General features: G+C 69.9%; 15 protein-coding genes. 8 read left to right on the plus strand and 7 right to left on the minus strand.

Annotated features, from left to right (window positions below):
- Nucleotide 1: 1 nt before the first annotated feature.
- Nucleotides 2-652, minus strand: a complete 651-nt coding sequence (locus ACFTS5_RS20915; protein WP_358105186.1) for an amino acid-binding protein — start codon at nt 650-652, stop codon at nt 2-4.
- Nucleotides 653-887: 235 nt separating this feature from the next.
- Between ACFTS5_RS20915 and gatC the strand changes: the two genes are divergently transcribed.
- Together gatC and gatA are read left to right on the plus strand one after the other, a co-directional pair.
- Nucleotides 888-1,184: an Asp-tRNA(Asn)/Glu-tRNA(Gln) amidotransferase subunit GatC gene (gene gatC / locus ACFTS5_RS20920; RefSeq protein WP_101466314.1), complete on the plus strand. Its 297-nt coding sequence runs from the start codon at nt 888-890 to the stop codon at nt 1,182-1,184.
- Complete coding sequence (gatA, locus tag ACFTS5_RS20925) at nt 1,181-2,668, plus strand: Asp-tRNA(Asn)/Glu-tRNA(Gln) amidotransferase subunit GatA (protein ID WP_378633346.1); 1,488 nt, start codon at nt 1,181-1,183, stop codon at nt 2,666-2,668. The genes gatC and gatA overlap by 4 nt, the downstream gene beginning before the upstream one ends.
- Nucleotides 2,669-2,797: 129 nt before the next feature.
- Here the strand turns inward: gatA and ACFTS5_RS20930 are convergent, their stop codons facing one another.
- Both ACFTS5_RS20930 and ACFTS5_RS20935 read right to left on the minus strand, forming a co-directional pair.
- The gene (locus ACFTS5_RS20930) at nt 2,798-3,229 is read right to left on the minus strand and encodes an SRPBCC family protein (protein ID WP_378633348.1); all 432 of its coding nucleotides are present in this window, start codon (nt 3,227-3,229) and stop codon (nt 2,798-2,800) included.
- A gap of 40 nt (nt 3,230-3,269) precedes the next feature.
- Nucleotides 3,270-4,031 (minus strand): hypothetical protein, encoded by a 762-nt coding sequence (locus ACFTS5_RS20935; RefSeq protein ID WP_378633350.1) that lies wholly within the window; start codon nt 4,029-4,031, stop codon nt 3,270-3,272.
- Nucleotides 4,032-4,198: 167 nt separating this feature from the next.
- Between ACFTS5_RS20935 and ACFTS5_RS20940 the strand changes: the two genes are divergently transcribed.
- A complete protein-coding gene (locus ACFTS5_RS20940; RefSeq protein WP_378633353.1) occupies nt 4,199-5,362 on the plus strand; it encodes a sensor histidine kinase in 1,164 nt (387 codons plus the stop codon).
- A gap of 9 nt (nt 5,363-5,371) precedes the next feature.
- Nucleotides 5,372-6,037 (plus strand): response regulator, encoded by a 666-nt coding sequence (locus ACFTS5_RS20945; protein WP_378633355.1) that lies wholly within the window; start codon nt 5,372-5,374, stop codon nt 6,035-6,037.
- A gap of 10 nt (nt 6,038-6,047) precedes the next feature.
- Here ACFTS5_RS20945 and ACFTS5_RS20950 read toward each other — a convergent pair whose 3' ends face one another.
- Nucleotides 6,048-6,944 carry a hypothetical protein gene (locus tag ACFTS5_RS20950; protein ID WP_378633358.1) on the minus strand — a complete coding sequence of 299 codons (897 nt, stop codon included), beginning with the start codon at nt 6,942-6,944 and terminating at the stop codon, nt 6,048-6,050.
- A 154-nt stretch (nt 6,945-7,098) separates the two neighbouring features.
- Between ACFTS5_RS20950 and ACFTS5_RS20955 the strand changes: the two genes are divergently transcribed.
- Complete coding sequence (locus ACFTS5_RS20955) at nt 7,099-9,792, plus strand: protein kinase (protein ID WP_378633360.1); 2,694 nt, start codon at nt 7,099-7,101, stop codon at nt 9,790-9,792.
- Nucleotides 9,793-9,907: 115 nt separating this feature from the next.
- Here the strand turns inward: ACFTS5_RS20955 and ACFTS5_RS20960 are convergent, their stop codons facing one another.
- Genes ACFTS5_RS20960 through ACFTS5_RS20970 form a run of 3 tightly spaced genes read right to left on the minus strand, consistent with a single transcriptional unit; the run spans nt 9,908 to nt 13,470 of the window.
- A complete protein-coding gene (locus ACFTS5_RS20960) occupies nt 9,908-12,400 on the minus strand; it encodes an FtsX-like permease family protein (RefSeq protein WP_378633363.1) in 2,493 nt (830 codons plus the stop codon).
- Entirely contained in the window at nt 12,397-13,119 is a 723-nt protein-coding gene (locus tag ACFTS5_RS20965; protein ID WP_378633366.1) for an ABC transporter ATP-binding protein, read from the minus strand. The genes ACFTS5_RS20960 and ACFTS5_RS20965 overlap by 4 nt, the downstream gene beginning before the upstream one ends.
- Nucleotides 13,120-13,146: 27 nt before the next feature.
- The gene (locus ACFTS5_RS20970; protein WP_378633368.1) at nt 13,147-13,470 is read right to left on the minus strand and encodes a hypothetical protein; all 324 of its coding nucleotides are present in this window, start codon (nt 13,468-13,470) and stop codon (nt 13,147-13,149) included.
- 156 nt (nt 13,471-13,626) lie between these two features.
- Here ACFTS5_RS20970 and ACFTS5_RS20975 point away from each other — a divergent pair, with 156 nt between their 5' ends.
- The 3 genes from ACFTS5_RS20975 to ACFTS5_RS20985 all read left to right on the plus strand — a co-directional run bounded on the left by ACFTS5_RS20975 (nt 13,627) and on the right by ACFTS5_RS20985 (nt 18,660).
- A complete protein-coding gene (locus tag ACFTS5_RS20975; protein ID WP_378633371.1) occupies nt 13,627-14,940 on the plus strand; it encodes a sensor histidine kinase in 1,314 nt (437 codons plus the stop codon).
- A complete protein-coding gene (locus ACFTS5_RS20980) occupies nt 14,937-15,626 on the plus strand; it encodes a response regulator transcription factor (protein ID WP_358063879.1) in 690 nt (229 codons plus the stop codon). The genes ACFTS5_RS20975 and ACFTS5_RS20980 overlap by 4 nt, the downstream gene beginning before the upstream one ends.
- A 100-nt stretch (nt 15,627-15,726) precedes the next feature.
- Nucleotides 15,727-18,660: a protein kinase gene (locus tag ACFTS5_RS20985; RefSeq protein ID WP_378633374.1), complete on the plus strand. Its 2,934-nt coding sequence runs from the start codon at nt 15,727-15,729 to the stop codon at nt 18,658-18,660.
- The last annotated feature ends 7 nt before the right edge of the window (nt 18,661-18,667 follow it).

Below are 18,667 nucleotides of genomic sequence, written 5' to 3' on the forward strand. Positions count from 1 at the left end.
ATCAGTTCAGCACGGTGGCGACGATGCCGGCGAGGTAGCCGAGCCGCGCCACTTCCGACGGGCGGAAGTCGGGCCCACCGGGGCGACCGAGGAGCAGTGCCCGGCCGGTGTTGCCCAGCGGTGCGGCGGCGAGCTTGGTGTCCATGTCGCGCCAGATCTCCGGCACCCATTCGGCCTCACCGTCGAGCCACATCGGCTTCTCGATGGGCATCCACGGGGCCGAACCCGCTTGTGTCTCAGGGGCGCTCGGGCTGCCGACGATGCGGTAGGCGCCTGCCGGGCCGAGGCCGATGATCGTGGACCAGCCGACGCGCAGCACCCGCGGGCAGCCGTCGACGAGCACCTGGAGCCGGTCGTCGCGAGCGCTGGCGACCTGGTCGATCAGCTCGAGCTCGCGGTGGGTGTCGAGCACGCCGGAGTACGGGCGGATGGAGTCGACGCTCACATCGCGCACCGATTCCGCGGCGGTGATGAGGGTGTCGGGAAGTGCGCCCGTGGGGACTTCGACGACGAGATCGTCGATCGCGAAGCCGGCGCCGCGTTCCACGACATCGAGCGAGAGAATGTCCGCGCCGACCCCGCCGAGGGCGAGTGCGAGGGAGCCGAGGCTTCCCGGTCGATCCGGAAGTTGCACGCGGAGCAGGTATGACACGTGCGTTCCTTTCCATAACGGCCGGGGTTGTTCGAGACGAATACCCGGTGAAGCAATACTTACACCCCTGAACGCGGGTTCTCGACCCGAAGTATGACCCCATCGGCGCGACATGCGCGAACTTTCGTGTGCGGCGGGTGCGTCCGAGCTGCGGGGACGGGCGCGTAAAAACCTCTGGGCCCCGCCAATTAGGCTGTACCGAATACTGCCCACCGAAGCCGAAAGGGGTCCCGCGGTGCCCGCAATCTCCCGCGACGAGGTCGCTCACCTCGCCCGGCTGTCCCGGCTGGCGTTGACCGACGCCGAACTCGACCAGTTCGCCGGTCAGCTGGATTCGATCCTCAGCCACGTGCAGACCATCACCGAGGTCGCCGCCGACGTCCCCGCCACCGCGTCGCCGAATCCGACGACCAATGTGACCAGGCCCGATGTGGTCACGCCCGGCCTCACCCCCGAGCAGGCGCTGGACCAGGCGCCCGCCGTGGAAGAACAGCGTTTCCTGGTCCCGCAGATCCTGGGAGAGGGCGAATGACGGAGTTGACGCAGCTGTCGGCTGCGGAGCTGGCGAGCAAGATCCACGGCGGCGAGGTGTCCTCCACCGAGGTCACCCAGGCGCACCTGGATCGCATCGGCAAGGTAGACGGTGAGCTCAACGCCTTCCTGCACGTGGCGGGCGACGAAGCCCTCGCCGCGGCCGCCGTGGTCGACGCCGCGCTCGCCGCGGGCGAAACGCCCGCCTCGTCGCTGGCGGGAGTTCCGTTGGCGCTCAAGGACGTTTTCACCACCACCGACATGCCGACCACCTGTGCCTCGAAGATCCTCGAGGGCTGGATGTCGCCGTACGACGCGACGGTCACCGCCCGGCTGCGGGCCGCGGGCATCCCGATTCTCGGCAAGACCAACATGGACGAGTTCGCGATGGGCTCCTCCACCGAGAACTCCGCCTACGGTCCCACCCGCAACCCGTGGGACACCACCCGCATCCCTGGTGGTTCCGGTGGCGGTTCGGCGGCGGCCCTGGCCTCGTTCCAGGCGCCGCTGGCGATCGGTACCGACACCGGTGGCTCGATTCGTCAGCCCGCCGCGGTCACCGCGACGGTCGGGGTGAAGCCTACCTACGGCACCGTCTCGCGCTACGGCCTGATCGCGTGCGCGTCGTCGCTGGATCAGGGTGGTCCGTGTGGTCGCACCGTGCTCGACACCGCGCTGCTGCACGAGGTGATCGCCGGGCACGATCCGCGCGACTCCACCTCACGCAATGTTCCGGTGGCGCCGGTGGTGGCCGCCGCCAAGCAGGGCGCCAACGGTGATCTGACGGGCGTGCGCGTCGGCGTGGTGCGCGAATTGCATTCCGACAGTTACCAATCCGGCGTCATTGCCTCCTTCGACGCCGCCGTCGCGGTGCTGAAGGAACTGGGCGCCGAGGTGGTCGAGGTGTCGTGCCCCAGCTTCGAGTACGCGCTGTCGTCGTACTACCTGGTGATGCCGTCGGAGGTGTCGTCGAACCTGGCGCGCTTCGACGCCATGCGCTACGGCCTGCGCGTCGGTGACGACGGCAGCCACAGCGCCGACCAGGTGATGTCGCTGACCCGTGAGGCCGGTTTCGGCCCGGAGGTCAAGCGCCGCATCATGATCGGCACCTACGCGCTGTCGGCGGGCTACTACGACGCCTACTACGGCCAGGCGCTCAAGGTCCGCACGATGATCGCGCGCGACTTCGACGCCGCCTACGAGCAGGTCGACGTGCTCGTCTCGCCGACCAGCCCGTTCACGCCGTGGAAGCTGGGCGAGAAGGTCGACGACCCGCTGGCCATGTACCTGTCGGACCTGTGCACCCTGCCGACCAACCTGGCGGGTCACCCCGGCATGTCGGTGCCGTCGGGTCTGTCGGCCGACGACAACCTGCCGGTGGGTCTGCAGATCATGGCCCCCGCGCTGGCCGACGACCGCCTGTACCGGGTGGGCGCGGCCTACGAGGTGGCTCGTGGCGCGCTGCCGACCCCGAGCGCGGTCTGAGAAATTCCCCGAGCGGGGCGCGCTGGTTCGAAAGAGCCGGGCGCGCCCCGTTTTTGGTGAGTCGCGGCCGGGGGTTGCCGTGCAGGCGGCCGCCTCGGTGTGGGCCTGGCGGTACCCGAACGAGTGCGCTCAGGCCACCGCGCGCTTGCCGACGCCCGCTGTCATCGCGGTGAAGCCGGCTCGCAGATCCTTGCCGAGCGCCAACTTCACCACGGGGCTGAACCAGCCGGCCAGGGTGAACCGGGACTCGTAGCGGCACCGGTCGGGGCCGAGGGGGACGACGGTGTGCGAGCGCAGGCTGTGCAGCGCGCCCAGCGGCACCGGCTTCATGGTGTAGCTGAACTCGACGCCCGGGGTGTGGCTGCGGATCCATTCCCGCTGTGGACGGCGGTTGCTGCCCAGCTGGACCCGCATGTCGATGGTCGAGCCCGGTTCCAGCGTGCTCGACGCCTCGTAGCAGAAGGTGTTCCACTCGCCGTAGCGCTCGAAATCTGTGAGCACCTCCCACACCTTCGCGGCGGGGGCGTCGATCTCGATCGTTTCGTCGATGACTAGAGACATGTGTGAAAACTAGGACATGTTCTAGTTTTCGGCAACCGCATCAGACGAAGCGCCGGCGGAACTTGCGCAGCGCGTCGATGATCACGGCCGAAGCCGCCGTCACCGCGAACAAGCCGAGAACGGTGCGGGCGAGCGGCCAGAGGTTGGGCCGGTCAGCCGGGTCGGTCTGGGCGAAGACGTTCTCGACCACCGGTGCGCCGTACTCCTGACGTCGCGAGTTCACGTCCACGGCGGTGAAGGCGATATCGGCCATCACGCCGCAGCGAGCACGGGAGAACTCGTCGTCGCGCTGCTGACACGAGGCGTGGATACGCCGGTTCAGCGCCGCGTCCACCGAGCGGCGCGCCCACCCGCCGAGGGGTTCGTCGACCCGCTCGGCATAGCGCAGCACGTCGTAGCCCAGGTCGTGCGCCTTACACGCCGACTCGAACTCGGCGGGCAGCGTCACCGGTGAGGAGCAGCCGCCGTTCGGGTTCACCAGCAAGCCGTCCAGCTGGACGGGGTCGTAACCGAACTTGTAGCCGAAATCGCGGGGGATGAGCGAGGTGGCGTCCGGGCTGTCGTCGATGAGCGCGCGCACCGCGGCGGCGGCCGCGACGTTCTCGCTGCCGGTCGGGGTCGTACCGCCCATGGCGCCCGGTGCCGACATGACCACGGCGGCGGCCATGGCCAGCCCGGCCGTGCACAGCGCGACACCGCTACGACGGCGGTGCTGCGCGGAATCGGGGGACGGCGCGGAGGCGGCGGAATCTGCGGTACGGGCCCGAGCGGCGGCGGGTACCGGGCGAAGCGGGGTGTTCATGGCCTCCGACGGTAAGGAGCGGGTCACGCGGCGGGCATCCCGCTACGGACTTGTTTATCGGGGCGCGCGGGTGGCAGGCCCGGCGCCGGGGTCACACCAGGGTAGGGGGTCGTATTCGGTTCGTGGGTATGAGGTCCGCTGACCGGACGGTTCGTAGGCTCACTGTCATGACCGCACCACTGCGCCCCGCCGCGCGAGGAATACCCGCGCGCACCTGGTTCGACTTCGCAACGGTGCTGGTCGCGCTGATTTTGTACAGCATCGCGTGGCCGACGTTGTTCGTCACCCACGAGGTCTCGCCGGTCACCGCGCCGCTGCTGTCGGCGCTGGCGGCCTTCCCCATCCTGTTCGTGCGGGTCAACCCGGCGATGGGGTGGGCGATCTCCGCCGGGGCCGCGCTGCTGTTCTCGATCGGCATGCAGCCGGGCGCCGACAACGATCTGCCCTTCCAGGTGGTGCACATCATCGTGCTGTTCGTGCTGTTGTTCGCGGTGGCGTTGCGGGCCGCGGTGCCGATCGTGGTCGTCGCCTGGGCGGCCACCTCGATGCTGTTCGCCACGACGATGCCCGGCTCGGACACCGGTCCGCTGTGGGGCTGGGCGATGGGGTTCGGCGCGCTGGCGCTGTTCGGCTATCTCGTGCGGATCCTGCTGGCCTCGCGGCGCAAGCTCGAGCGGCAGGAAGAGGTGACCGAGCTCGAGCGCGCGCGTCGGGCGATCCTCGAGGAGAAGGCGCGCATCGCCCGTGACCTGCACGATGTGGTCGCCCATCACATGTCCATGGTGGTGGTGCAGGCGCAGACCGCGCCGTACCGGATCACCGACCTCGACCCCGCCTCACGCGCCGAGTTCGAGTCGATCGGCGCCACCGCCCGCACCGCGCTCAACGAGATCCGCGGCCTGCTCGGGGTGTTGCGCAGTGATGGCCAGCTGCCCGAACACGCGCCGCAGCCGCGCGCCTCGGACGTGCCCGCCCTCTGCGCGTCGGCCCTGCGCGCGGGTCTGCCCGTCGACTGGACGGTGACCGGGGATCTGGAATCGGTGCCGGAGACGACCGGGCTCGTCGTCTATCGGGTGGTGCAGGAGTCGATGGCCAACTGCGCGCGGCACGCACCGGGTGCCGCGGTGCACGTCGCGGTGGCGGTGGGCCCCGGCGAGGTGAGCGTAACCGTGCACAACGCGGCGACCGCCACGGTGCCCCAGCCCGGTGCGGGCGGTGGGCACGGCATCGAGGGCATGCGCACCCGCGTTGTCGCGGTCGGCGGTGAGCTCCACGCGGCGCCCACGCTCAGCGGCGGATTCGAGGTCTCGGTGACACTGCCCACCCACTAGGGTGGTCGGGTGGCTATTACCGTTTTGATCGCCGACGACCAGGCGATGGTGCGCCAGGGTTTCGGCGCCCTGCTGGGTGCGCAGACCGATATCAGCGTCGTCGGCGACGCACCCGACGGGAAGGTGGCGGTGGCCGAAGCCAAGCGGCTGCGTCCCGACGTGGTGCTGATGGATGTGCGGATGCCGGAGATGAACGGCCTCGATGCCGCCCGCGCGATCCTCACCGCGAATCTCGACCCGCCGGTGCGGGTGCTCATGCTCACCACCTTCGACATCGACGACTACGTCTACGAGGCGCTGAGCATCGGCGCGAGCGGGTTCCTGCTCAAGGACGCGCCCGCCGAGGAATTGGTGCGCGCGGTGCGGGTGGTGGCCGACGGTGAGGCGCTGCTCGCGCCGACGATCACCCGCAGGCTCATCGCCGACGTCACCCGCAGGCGCAATACCGTGCGTACCGCCCCCGCGCCAGCGCTCGGCACCCTCACCCCGCGCGAACGCGAGGTCCTCGAACTGGTGGCCAAGGGGTTGTCGAACACCGAGATCGCCGCGGCACTGTTCGTGGCCGAGCAGACCGTGAAAACCCATGTCTCCAAGGTCTTCTCGAAGCTCGGGCTGCGCGACCGCGCCCAGGCGGTGGTCCTGGCGTATGAATCCGGCCTGGTCGTTCCCGGCTGAGCCGGTACGCTCAGCGCGGGCAGACGCCGCCGCGCAAGTTCGGAAGGTGCCGGGCCAGCAGCAGCGCCATCCGGTCGAGCAGCGCGGTGGTGTCGTCGAACGAACCCGAATCGGCTTGTGCCGCAAGGGCTACCGCGAGCTGACCGCTGCCCACGGGCACCAGTCCGAACTGACGCACGGTGTAGACCCCGGTGACATCGTCGGGACCCCAGCCACCCTTGAACTCGGTATCGTCCAGCAAGCCGAGACCCCACCCCTGATCCTCGGTGATCTCACCCATCAGCGAGGTGACGACCTCGGCCTGCGGCAGGCACGGCAGCCGCGACGCGAACCGCACCTGGTTGGCCAGCGACCATTCGGTGCCGCCGAAGGAGGTGCCGTCGAGTTCGGTGCGGGTGCCCGACTTGCCGGTGGCCGCGTCGCCCGCCTCGTCGAGGATCTGCTGCACGGCGTCGGCGGCTTCCGGTGCGTCACCGAGGGATTCCCACAGGCCTTCGGCGGCGTCGTTGTCCGACACCGTGATCGCGGCCTCCACCATCTCGAAGATCGACTGGTCGGAGTCGTGGCGCAACGCGGCGACCGCGAGCGGGATCTTGATCGTGGACCAGGCGATGCCGGTGGTCCAGTCGCCGTAGATCGTCATCCGGCCGCCGCCGACCGGCATCAAGGCCATGCCGACCTGGCCCGGCAGCTTCGACTGCAAGAGGGTGAACTCCGCGGCCAGCGAATCGGGCAGCCCGATGGACAGGCCGGGATGCCAGGCGTCTTCGCTGTTGACGGTGACCGTGGGCGCGCTCACCGCCGTCGGGGTGCCCGGCGTGGCACACGAGGTGGACAGTGCGGCAGATGCCAGCACCCCACAGAGCAGCAGCCTGCGACAGGCAGCCGCCGTTCCGGTCGACTTCACCACCGAATCCTCCCCACCACCCATTGCGCGTGCTCCGGCGGTGCAAACTTCTCGTCGAACGCGTCCGGTCACACCCGGACGACTGTTAGCAAGTTTCACCGATTTTCGGCGAGAATTCGAATGAACGTGGTCACACGGTCGGAAGGGGGTCGTAGTGCACGACATCGGTGAGGTGTTCGCGGGGTTCACCATCGAGGCGATGCTGGGCCAGGGCGGCATGGGCACGGTGTATCTGGCCCGGCATCCGCGCCTGGACCGGCTCACCGCGCTCAAGCTGCTCAACCGGGATCTGTTCGCCGACGAGCGCGTTCGCGCGCGGTTCGAACGGGAGGCCGATCTCGCCGCCGGGCTCGACCATCCCGGCATCGTCACCGTCTTCGACCGGGGGACCGAGGGCGAACAACTCTGGATCAGCATGCAGTACGTCGACGGGATCGACGCCGCGACGGTCGACCCGATGGCGCTGCCGCCCGAGCGGGCCGTGCAGATCATCGAAGGGGTCGCCGACGCGCTGGACTACGCGCACGGCAGGGGAGTGCTGCACCGAGATGTGAAGCCCGCCAACATCTTGCTGGCCCGCTCCACCGGCGGCCAGGGCGAGCGGGTCTTCCTCACCGACTTCGGTATCGCCCGTCTCCGCGCCGACTCCACCCACCTCACCCAGCAGGGAATGTTCACCGCGACACTGGCTTACGCGTCGCCGGAGCAGATGACCGGCGCCGAACTCGACCATCGCTCCGACCAGTACTCGCTGGCGTGTTCGCTGTACTGGTTGTTCACCGGACTGGCGCCCTTCGACTCCGCCGATCCGAACGAGATCATCCGCGGCACCCTCTACGCCGCGCCCCCGCCCCTGGCGCTGCGTCGCGCGGGTCTGCCGCCGATCATGGACGCCGTCCTCGCCGCCGCGATGGCGAAACATCCTGCGGCACGGTTCGATTCCTGCGCGGCGTTCGCCAAGGCGGCCCGCCAGGCGCTGACCTCCAAGACCCCACCGGTCCTGCCACGCCCGCCCGCGAACCCGATGCCGGGTTACTACCCGCCCGCCCCGCAGCAAGGACCTGCCGCGCCTTACGCGCCGCCCGGTATGGCACAGCCCGGGTACCCGGGTCCCCCCGGACAACCTGCGCCACAACCTCATTGGCAACCGCCCTCGCGGCCTTTCGGAGCTGTCCCGCCGGTCGCCCCGCGCCCGGCCGCGCCCAGCGGTGCGGTGCCGCCCGGCGAAGTACCTCCGGTGGTCCAGCGTCCGGCCGCGAGTCCCGCTGCCGGACAGCCGAATGCGCGCCGATCCGCGCCCGCTGCGCCTGGTGCGGCGCCCATGGCTGCCGCTGCGCCTGCGGTCGCGGCCTCGGCTGCCGTGCCGCCATCCGCGGGCGTGCAGCCCCCCGCGCCGGGCGTCGCCGAAGCTGGGGCCGCGCCCGTGGGCGATGCCGGAATATCTGCCAGCCCAGTGTCTCTCGACAAGCCGTCATCCACGGCGGCTCGATCGGATAGCGAAGCAGCGACCGGCGGTGCGGAGTCCGGCGAGGTATCGGCCACTGCGGCAACCGATGTCGTATCGATGCGCGACGCGGGCGAGCTGGATGCCGCGAACGCGGCGGCCCTGACCGAGGTGACGTCGATCGCTGGGGCCTCGAACACGGCCCCAGCCGGGCCTGTGGCGCGGGAGGGGGCCGCAGGGCAGTCCAGCCAGCCGGGACAGCCTGGCAGCGCAGCACAGAGCAATGCGAGTCAACCGGGCAATGCGGGTCAGCTGAGCAATGCGGGTCAGCCGAGTAGCGCGGGTCAGCCGAGTAGCGCGGGTCAGCCGAGTAGCGCGGGTCAGCTGAGCAATGCGGGTCAGCTGAGCAATGCGGGTCAGCCGAGTAGCGCGGGTCAGCCGAGTAGCGCGGGTCAGCCGAGCAATGCGGGTCAGCCGAGCAATGCGGGTCAGCCGAGCATTGCCGGTCAGCCGAGCATTGCGGGTCAGCCGGGCAGCCCAGGCCAGCCTGGTGGCGCGGGGCAGCCGGGTGGCGCGGGGCCTCAGGTAGACGCGGGCCAGTCGGCGGCGGCGGGGCAGTCGGGTGGCCCGGTCATGCCGGGTGGTGCGGGGCAGCAGCACGGGCCCCCGCGGCCCGGGCCGCGGGGGCCCTGGATGGTGCCGCATCGGGGGTATTGGCCGGTGCCTCGACGGGTGTCGGGAATGCAGCGGTTCGGGTGGGTTGTGTTGGTGGCACTGGTTCTGGTGCTGGTCGCGTTGGTTGTCGCGTTGGTCGTGGTGGTGTTGCCGGGGGACGACGACGGTCTCGACGTGGAAGACGGTGCGAGCGGGCCGTCGAATTCGGTGGCCGAGGTGGCGGATTCGTTCGCGGAGAGTCGGCGGGTTTTCCCGACCTTGGTTCCGCAGGGGCAGATGAGTGACGGTGTGGGGTATCGGGGGGCGCGGTGCGTGGGGGTGCGCAATGTCAGCGAGCTGGCGTGGAAAGAGCCTGCGTTGCAGTGGACTCCGATCACGACCGGGTGGCAGTGCGAGCGGCTCGACAATCAGGCGGGTGCGGTGAGCTACCTGGTGCTCGAATACGCGAACGCGAGCCAGGCGCGGTCGGTGCTGGAGGCGCTGCCCGCGACCGTCCGCTACGCGGGGAACAAGGACGAAGTGCCGTTCTCGCTGCAGCGGTGGGTGGTTCCGGATCCGGCGAGCATCCGCATCCAGACCGCGCACCAGGTGTTGAGCTTCCCCGGCGACTCCGCCCGCGCGAATTACCTTGTGGTGGTGAGTCGCCGGGGAAGCAGCGGTACCGGTGGGGCCACCCGCCCTTCCGCGCAGGACGAGGTCATCGCGTGGTGGGACGAAGTTCCGCTCTGAGCGATGACGGGGCCGATCTCGGGGCGATCGACCTGCGATACCGAGGTGGCGGTGTCAGGGAAGGCGTCGCCGCCGCGGCGCCGGGCTGAGATGCCGGGCACCGCGGCGACCGAGGTCAGTCCACGGCCAGCGCGGCCACGATCGGCATCCGCGCCGCGCGCAGGGCGGGCGGGATCGAGCCCAGCAGGGCCAGGCCCAGCGCGACCGCACCGTAGACCGCGATCAGCGGGCTCGGCCGGTAGACGATGTCGATGGTCATCGCGTGCCCGATCGCCACCGTGGCCAGATACTGCACCGCGACGCCGACGAGGAGACCGATGGCCGCGCCGATGAATCCGATGCCCGCGGCTTCGGCGAGCACCGAGCGCAGGAGGAACTTGCGGTTGGTGCCCATGGCGCGCAGCACCCCCAGCTCCCTGCGTCGCTCCAGGACCGACAGCATCAGGGTGTTCAGCAACGCCACCGTCGCCACCAGGACGACGATCCACAGGATCATGTTGCTCATCGCCGCACCCTGCTGGACGCTCGAGGAGATCGCGTCGACCATGTCGGCGCCGGTGTCGACATGGATTTCCCGGGGAACCACCGCGCGGACCGCGGCCTGCACCGCATCGGGGTCGGCACCGGGCGAGTAGTGGATCGACAGGATCGTCTCGCCGGGTCGCTGATACCACTCCCGCATCTGGTCGAGGTTCATCATCACCACACCGGAGACGGCGGTGAAGTACGGGATCACCTGCAGCACAGCTGTTTTGCGCTCACCGGACGGGGTGGGCATGGTGATCTCGTCGCCGACGGTCAGCGAGAGCGACCGCGCCACATCACGGGTGATGACCACACCTTCGCGCCGCTCCATCCGGTCGATCACCGCCCGATCGACCGCGCCGAGACGGGTATCGGCGGTACTCGGCGGATAGCCCTGCAACATCACCCGACCGCTGCCGATGGTCGCGAAGGCCATCTGGGCGGGGCTCACCCGTTCCACGCCGGGGACGTTCGCGACCCGTGCGGCCAGCCCGTCGGGCAGCACCGGCCCGGTCGGGAACTGCTCGACGGGGCTCGGACTCACGTAAAGATCGGTGTCGCCCAGACTTTGGAACGAATCGGTCGCCGACTTCACCATGTTGCCCGACGCGCCACCGAGCGCGACCACCGCCGCGACGCCGATCATCACCGTCATCGCGGTGGCCCAGACCCGGCGCGGCGCGCGTTCCAGCGTTGTCGCCCCGAGCGCGCCCGGCGCACCGAACCAGCGGGCGATCGCCGCGGATCCACGCACGATCGGACCGGTGGCGGCGAAACACAGGAACACCGTCGCGGTGAACGACGTGGTGATCGCGGCCAGCGACAGTCGCCCGAGGTCGACGAACGCGATGGCCACCGCCGCCGCACCGAGAAGCACACCCGCGGCCAGGGCGACCCAGCGCAACACCGAGTTGGTCGCCGCGGCATCGCTGGCCTCCACCGGCGCCAACGCCTCGACCGGGGCGACCTTGTACACCTGTCTGGCCGCGATCGACGCCGCCAGCACCGTCGCCACCACACACGCGGCGATCGCGACGGGGATCGCGTAGTTCGGCACCTGGAATTCGGTGCGCGCCTCGACCGATTGCACGATCGCGGCGGGCAGCCTGTCGATCGCGAACCGCCCCATCAGCGCACCGATTCCCGCGCCGATCGCCCCGCCGATCAGCCCGAGCATCGCGGCCTCGACGAGCAGATCACGCACCATCGGGGCCCGCTTGCCGCCGATCGCCCGCAACAGCGACAGCGTCGGCCTGCGTTGCGCCACCGCCATACTCATCGCGTTGTAGATCAAGAAGGCCGACACGATCAGCGCCGCCGCCGACGACATCAGCGTGGAGTACCGCATGATCTGGATCGCGCCGCCGGCCTGCGCGGTGCGCAGACTCGGCTCGGCCACCACCGCCCGGCCGTCCACCGCTTCGGTGAGGGCGGTGCGCAGCGCGGCCACATCGGTGCCGGGCTTCACCACGATCTGCACCGAATCGAGCTTGCCGACCCGGTCGGTGAGGAATTGGATCAGCGGCAGCGGACCCGCCACCACGTGTCCGCTGTTGAGCCGGTCGGTCGCCTCGGAGTCGAGGACCGCGGCCACCTTCGCCGTGCCCGCCCCGATCGGTACGGGGTCGCCCTCGCGCAGACCCATGGCGGCGCCGACCAGCACGCCGCGCTCGGTGCTGAGCAGCTTGGTGGTGTACTGCGACATCGGCCCGGCCAGATCGCTGCCGAGCGCGCCGATATTCTGATCCGCGCCGATCAGCAGTGCCCGGTCGGGGCCGGCGCCGAGCGTGCCGCGCAGCATCGGCACCGCCGTCGCCACTCCGGGTGTCGCGGCGATCTGGGGTAGCAGTGACTGTTCGAAGCCCGCGTCGGTGATACCGGTGATCTCGAGTTCGGCGGTGCCCGCCAGACCCTTGGTGAGCTTGTCGACCGACCCGGTGACCGACCCGGAGATGCTCAGCACCGCGACGATCAGCGCGGCCGAGACTCCCATCACGGCTCCCGACATCAGGGTGCGGCCGGGATGGCGGAGCAGTTCACCGAAGTTGAACAGCCGCAATCGATCGATGGCGGCGGCGATCATGCGTCGACCCGCGATGCGACGCGCTCGTCCGCGCCGATCTGACCGTCGCGCAAGGTGATCACCCGGTCGCAGTAGTCGACGGAGCTCATGTCGTGAGTCACCATCACCACCGAGTTGCCCTGCGCCGTGATGTCGCCCAGCAGCGCGAGGATCGCGGCGCCGGTCTTGGAATCGAGGTTTCCGGTCGGTTCGTCGGCCAGGATCAGCGGCGGATCCATGATCAGTGCCCTGGCCACCGCCACGCGCTGCATCTGCCCACCGGAGAGCTCCGCGGGCCGGTGCTGTGCGCGATCGCCGAGGCCGACGAGATCGAGCAGTTCCAGCGCGCGCGGCTTGGCCTTACGTAAGCCGGTGCCGTCCAACAGCTTCGGCACGGCGACGTTCTCCCAGGCCGACAGCGTGGGCAGCAGGTTGAAGAACTGGAAGATGAAGCCGACCTGCTCGAGCCGGAACGCGGCCTGCTGGTCTTCGTCGAGATCGCCGATCTCGGTGCCGCGGAAACGAATCGAGCCCTCATCGGGACGATCGAGCGCACCGAGCAGGTGCAGCAGGGTGCTCTTGCCGGAACCCGACGGCCCGATGATGGAGGTGAACTGGCCTGCTTCGATGCGCATGCTCACCTCGTCGAGCGCGCGGACTTCCTGATCACCGACGCGATACTGCTTGACCACCCGGGTCAACTCCAGCATCGGCTGCTGTGGCGATTCGATGTCGGGCATATCTTGTCCCCCAGGGAGTTTCGGGTTTCAGCGTGCGAGTGCGCGGTCGCGGGTAGTCTGCCCGATCGCCGGGCGTGCGTCGAGAAGCCCACGCAGGGCCGGTTGTTCGGCGGCCAGCTCGAGATAGGCCTCCATCGGGGTGCGGCCGTCGATCTCGGCCAGTTCGAGTTTGACGCGCAGGTGATTGTCCCAGCGGTTGGCCAGCGCCTGCAGCAGGCCGTCGACTCCGCCGAAGAGCGTGTCGAGCTCGGCGATGCCGGCGAACAGAGCCGGGTCGTTCGGGTCGACCGCTGCCCTGGCGAGCACGGTGTGCACGATCTCGGTGCGGTGGTGTAGATCGGTCCAGGTCATGGGCTTCACCTTCCGTGAGCGGGTGAATCGAACGTTACGGGCGGCGAACGGCCGAATCGTCGTCCCGGGGACCCGACTTCTTCTCCTACCCAGGTAGGAGATCGGTACCGTTCGCGGGACGATGCTCGCCCGGTAGGCGGCGACTAGCCTTACATCATGGATGTGAGCCACGCCATCCCCGCGAAGGCGCCGGGCCGAGTGAGCCTGCGGCAGCGGTTCGCGGCCAGAGCCGCGGTGCCGCGATTGCTCACCACCGTCCGCGAACGTATCGAATCGTTGCCCTACGACTATCCGCCCGCGGTGATCCTCACCGCCGACCTCGCCCTGCTGGTGGTCACCGGTGCGGCGGTGATCCAACGGCACGCGTATTTCCCGAGCGTGCTGCCGCTGCTGGCGATGGCCACCGCGTTCCTGCCGATCCCGTTGTTCGCGATCTTCCGGGTGAATCCCCACCCCGTGCTGCTGAAGGGGAGCGCACTGGCTTCCTGCGCCCTGTTCCTGTTGCAGCCGGTCAACGCCGATTTCGCGCCGTTCGTGCTGGTGATCGTCGCCGGTGAGGTGGCCGCGGTCGCCTCGCGTGGGTGGACGATCGGATTCACCCTGCTCGCGATCCTCGAACTGGTCGCGTTCGACGTGGCCGGGCACGTGCACTGGGGTGAGCAGCCGCTGCAAGGACTACCGATGTACATCATCGGCATCCTGCTCGGCATGTTCGTCGGGGTGATGCTGCAGTATCAGCGGCGTTTCCTGTATCAAGAGCGCGAGAATCAGGCGATCCGCTCCGGTCAGGCCGCCGACGAGGAACGACGCCGGATCGCCCGCGAAGTCCACGATGTGATCGCCCATTCGCTCTCGATCACCCTGCTGCACCTGACCGCCGCCCGCCGCGCGCTCCAGACCGACGACGACGTCACCGAGGCGGTGGAAGCGCTCGTCGAGGCCGAACGCCTCGGCCGCCAGGCGATGGCCGACATCCGGCGTACGGTCGGCATGCTCGACGCGGGCCCGGCGCAACTGGCTCCCGAGCCGGGCGCCGCCGATATCGACGAACTCATCGGCGACTTCCGCCGCGCCGGGCTCACCGTCGACTACGCGCGCACCGGCGACCTGACCACCGTCTCCGGTGCCATCGGCCACGCGCTCTACCGGATCGGTCAGGAATCGCTGGCCAACGTCATCAAGCACGCGCCGGGCGCCCCCGCCACGGTGCGCTTCGATGTCTCGGCCGATGCGGCCACGCTGGTGGTGTCGAATTCGCTGCCGCCCGGGCCCACGCCGCGCCGCGATACCGGGATGGGACTGCGCGGCATGCGCAAACGCACCGAACTGCTCGGTGGGAAGATCACCGCGGGCAACCGCGACGACGGCTGGACCGTGGGGGTCGGCTTCCCCCTGCGAACCGGCTCGTGCGCCACCCTCTCGGCCGTGCTGCCGGGCAAGCTCTGGAACAAACTTCAGGAGGACACGTGACGACCGCTTCGCCGATCGAGCAGCTGGTGACAGTGCTCGTGGTCGACGACCAGGAACTCGTGCGCGGCGGATTGCGTCGCATCCTGCGGCGTCGCGACGGTTTCACCATCAACGAGTGCGCCGACGGCGACGAGGTCGCGGCCGCTGTCGCCGCGCAACGACCCGATGTGGTGCTGATGGATCTGCGGATGAAGCGGGTCGGCGGCATAGATGCGACCCGGTTGCTGCGCGCCCGCCCCGACGCCCCACCGGTGCTGGTGCTCACCACCTTCGACGACGATCAGCTGCTCTCCGGCGCGCTGCGCGCGGGCGCCGCGGGCTTCCTGCTCAAGGATTCGCCCGCGGAGGATCTGATCCGCGCGGTCCGGACCGTGGCGGGCGGTGGCGCGTGGCTCGATCCCTCGGTGACGGGACGGGTGCTCACGGCGTACAGAACAGTGAAACCGGTCGGTACCCGAACCGATCGCCGGCTCGGCGAACTCACCGCCCGCGAGTACGAAGTGCTCGAATTGATCGGCTCGGGCCGGGTCAACAGCGAGATCGCCGCCGAACTCGGTATCTCGGAAGTAACCGTGAAAAGCCACGTCGGACACATATTCGGCAAGCTCGACCTGCGCGATCGAGCCGCCGCGATCGTGTTCGCGTTTGACCACGGCGTAGTGACACCGGGAGAATCTTCCTACTGAGAAGCAGGTCCACGGGCCTGCCAGAAGTGGGAGGCGGACGCTGGTGCAGGCACCTGGGTCACGGACGGGGAGCAGATTCGGCCCGTACGAGTTGCGGTCGATGCTGGGTAAAGGCGGGATGGGCGAGGTCTACGAGGCCTACGACACCGGCAAGGACCGAGTGGTCGCTCTGAAGTTGCTGGCCGAGGAGCTCGCACAGGACCCGGCCTACCAGGTCCGGTTCCGGCGCGAATCCCAGGCCGCGGCCAAGCTCGCCGAACCGCACGTGATCCCCATCCACGACTGGGGTGTGATCGACGGGGTCCTCTTCATCGATATGCGCCTGGTGCCCGGCTCCGATCTGCGCACCGTGCTGCGCGGGGGCGGGCCGATGAGCCCGGAACGCGCGGTCGCCGTCGTCGAGCAGATCGCCGCCGCGCTGGACGCCGCGCACGCGGGTGGGCTGGTGCACCGCGATGTGAAGCCCGCCAACATCCTGGTCACGCCCGCCGATTTCGCCTACCTCGCCGACTTCGGCATCGCGCACACCGAGGGTGACAGCGCGGTGACCCAGGCCGGGATGGCGGTCGGCTCCTACATCTACATGGCACCGGAACGCTTCGATGTGGGCCCGATCTCGCATCGCGCCGACGTGTACTCACTGGCCTGTGTCCTGCACGAATGCCTCACCGGCGCTTCGCCCTTCCCCGCGGCGAGCATGAGCGTGCTGGTCCGCGCGCACCTGTCCGAGGCCCCGCCGCGGCCGAGCGAGTTGTTGCACGGTATCCCCGGCGCGCTCGACGACGTCATCGGGACCGGCATGGCCAAGGACCCGGCCGATCGCTACGCGTCGGCCGGTGCGTTGGCCGTCGCCGCTCGCCGAGCGCTGGCTTCGGCCGTGCGGGAAACCGGCGCGCCCGCGCCATCGGGTGCTTTCGCGTCGTACGACGGGGCCCGCCGCGTCCCCGGTGGCCATGATGTGACTCCAGGTTCTTCGTCCGGTCCCACGCTCCGCAGTTCCGCCGGCGCGCCATCGGGTGCCCCGCAAGGTAGCCCGGGCTCGGCTCCCGGGCGCGGTTTCGCCGCCGCCGCCGGTTTCGCCGCCGGTGTGGGACGCGGTGCCGCGGGGGCGCCGACCGGTGCTCCTGGCGGACCGGCCGGTGCCGAGCGTGGCGGCCCCGCGGGGTCCGCCACCGGGCCGGCGCGTGCGGTGCCGATCGGTGCCGCGAGTGGTGCCCGCAAGGGCGCCCCCGACTCACAGGAGCCCGCCGACGTCGAGCAGGTGCCGACGCCGACCGGGGAGTTCCGGGTGATCGGCGCGGTGACCGCCACCGGTGGTGTGGAGACCTCGCGCAGTCAGTCGACCGCGACCGGCGCCCAGCCGACCTTGATCATCCGTCCGCCCGAGGCGCGCCCCGGAGCATCGGATACCACCGGTTTCCGCCGTGTTCCCGCCGAAGGCACCGGCGAGATCTCGATACCCGCGGTGATCCAGCCGACCGGCCCCGCCGAAATCCGGCCCGCCGACACCTACTTCGCGCCCCTCCCGTCGGCCGATGAGCCGGAGGCCCCCGAGCCGCCCCCGGCCTATACCCCCGACCAGGGCCTCCCGCGAATGCGCCCCTTTCCCGACGCGCACCTCTACGACGGTGCGCAGCCGGGCGAAACGTCGGCTCCCCTGCTGCAGCCACAGCGTCCCGCGTCGGCCACCCCTTACCCGGCGCCCACCGGCCCGCACCGTCTCCCGCCGCAGCAGGATCCCCAGCGAGGCGCCCCCACCCAGCGCTACTCCGGCGAACATCCACTCCCGGCGGCATACACCCCGCCCACCGAGCAATACCTCCCGCCGGCATCGAACCCGAACCCCCGGTTCCCCGCCCCCACACCGGAATTCGACGCACCTCGCCCGAACTCGCCTGCTCCTTTCGCGGCTCCGACCCAGCGGTTCGGTGCGGAACAGAAAGTCCCCGAGGACCGATTCGACAGTCCCGCAGGACCTTTCGGCGGCTCGCCGGACGCCGGATTCGACGGCCCTTCCGGCCATGGCCGAGGCGACGCGTTCGGCCCGCCGACCGAGCAGTACAACCCCGCCGCCTTCGCGCCGCCGACGCAGAAGTTCGGCGGCGATCTCGACGATCCGCGAGACCGATTCGGTGGTCCCCCCGAGCGTTTCGACGAGGATGCCGACGACCGGTTCGGTGGCCCGCCCGCGCAGTACGCACCGGCGACCGAGCAGTACGACCCCGCCGACATGCAACGATCGGCGCCGACCCAGCATTACGGCGCCGACGGACTCGATCCGCAGCGCTCGCAGCCGACACATCAATACCGTGGCGGTGCCGCGCCTTTCGCTGCCCATCAGGCCCCGCCGGAGTTCGAGGATCCGGCCAGGTCGGCCGCGACCCGGCAGTACGTGGGTCAGGAGAACGCGTACTCCGACTACGACGAACCGCCGAGTGCCTACGGTGATCACGCCTACCGCGATCCGGCATACGACCCCGGTTACGGGCCTGACCCGGCCTATGGACCGGATCCCGCGTATGGTCCCGATCCGGCCTGGGCGCACCAGGATTCGGAGCGTCGCCGATCGGTTCTGCTGCCCGTGCTGGCCGGTGTCTTCGCCGTTCTGGTACTCGCGGTCGGTGGCGCGATCGGTTGGCGCATGATGTCGGCCGCCGATCCCGCCGAAACCTCCACGGCCGCACCGATTTCGCAGGCGCCGGGTGGTTCCGGCCAACCCGCGGGCACGACTGCGCGCGCGACCACGGCCGCCCCCACCACCTCGGCGGGACCGGTCACCCTGCCCGCGGGCGCGCAGCCCTGTGAAACCGGCACCGCCACAGGCTCTTACAACAAGGTCGCCGTCGGCAGCGCGGTCACCAGCTGCGGATTCGCCGAAGCGGTCCGGGAGGCCTACGCCGGCGGCGGGACGGGCGCCCGCTCGGTGGTGGCGACCAGCCCGGTGACCGGCCGCACCTACACGATGACGTGCGCACCGGAGGGCAAACTCGTCACCTGCACCGGCGGTGAGAACGCCGTGGTCTACGTCTACTGACCCGAAA

It is taken from the genome of Nocardia sp. NPDC056952 (genome assembly GCF_042674185.1).
Lineage (GTDB): Bacteria > Actinomycetota > Actinomycetes > Mycobacteriales > Mycobacteriaceae > Nocardia.

What these genes read in the sequence shown, in the direction of transcription:
- gatA (WP_378633346.1), top strand. Translation starts at nt 1,181, where the DNA reads ATGACGGAGTTGACGCAGCTGTCGGCTGCGGAGCTGGCGAGCAAGATC.
- ACFTS5_RS20930 (WP_378633348.1), bottom strand. Translation starts at nt 3,229, where the DNA reads ATGTCTCTAGTCATCGACGAAACGATCGAGATCGACGCCCCCGCCGCG.
- ACFTS5_RS20935 (WP_378633350.1), bottom strand. Translation starts at nt 4,031, where the DNA reads ATGAACACCCCGCTTCGCCCGGTACCCGCCGCCGCTCGGGCCCGTACC.
- ACFTS5_RS20940 (WP_378633353.1), top strand. Translation starts at nt 4,199, where the DNA reads ATGACCGCACCACTGCGCCCCGCCGCGCGAGGAATACCCGCGCGCACC.
- ACFTS5_RS20960 (WP_378633363.1), bottom strand. Translation starts at nt 12,400, where the DNA reads ATGATCGCCGCCGCCATCGATCGATTGCGGCTGTTCAACTTCGGTGAA.
- ACFTS5_RS20965 (WP_378633366.1), bottom strand. Translation starts at nt 13,119, where the DNA reads ATGCCCGACATCGAATCGCCACAGCAGCCGATGCTGGAGTTGACCCGG.
- ACFTS5_RS20970 (WP_378633368.1), bottom strand. Translation starts at nt 13,470, where the DNA reads ATGACCTGGACCGATCTACACCACCGCACCGAGATCGTGCACACCGTG.
- ACFTS5_RS20975 (WP_378633371.1), top strand. Translation starts at nt 13,627, where the DNA reads ATGGATGTGAGCCACGCCATCCCCGCGAAGGCGCCGGGCCGAGTGAGC.
- ACFTS5_RS20985 (WP_378633374.1), top strand. Translation starts at nt 15,727, where the DNA reads ATGCTGGGTAAAGGCGGGATGGGCGAGGTCTACGAGGCCTACGACACC.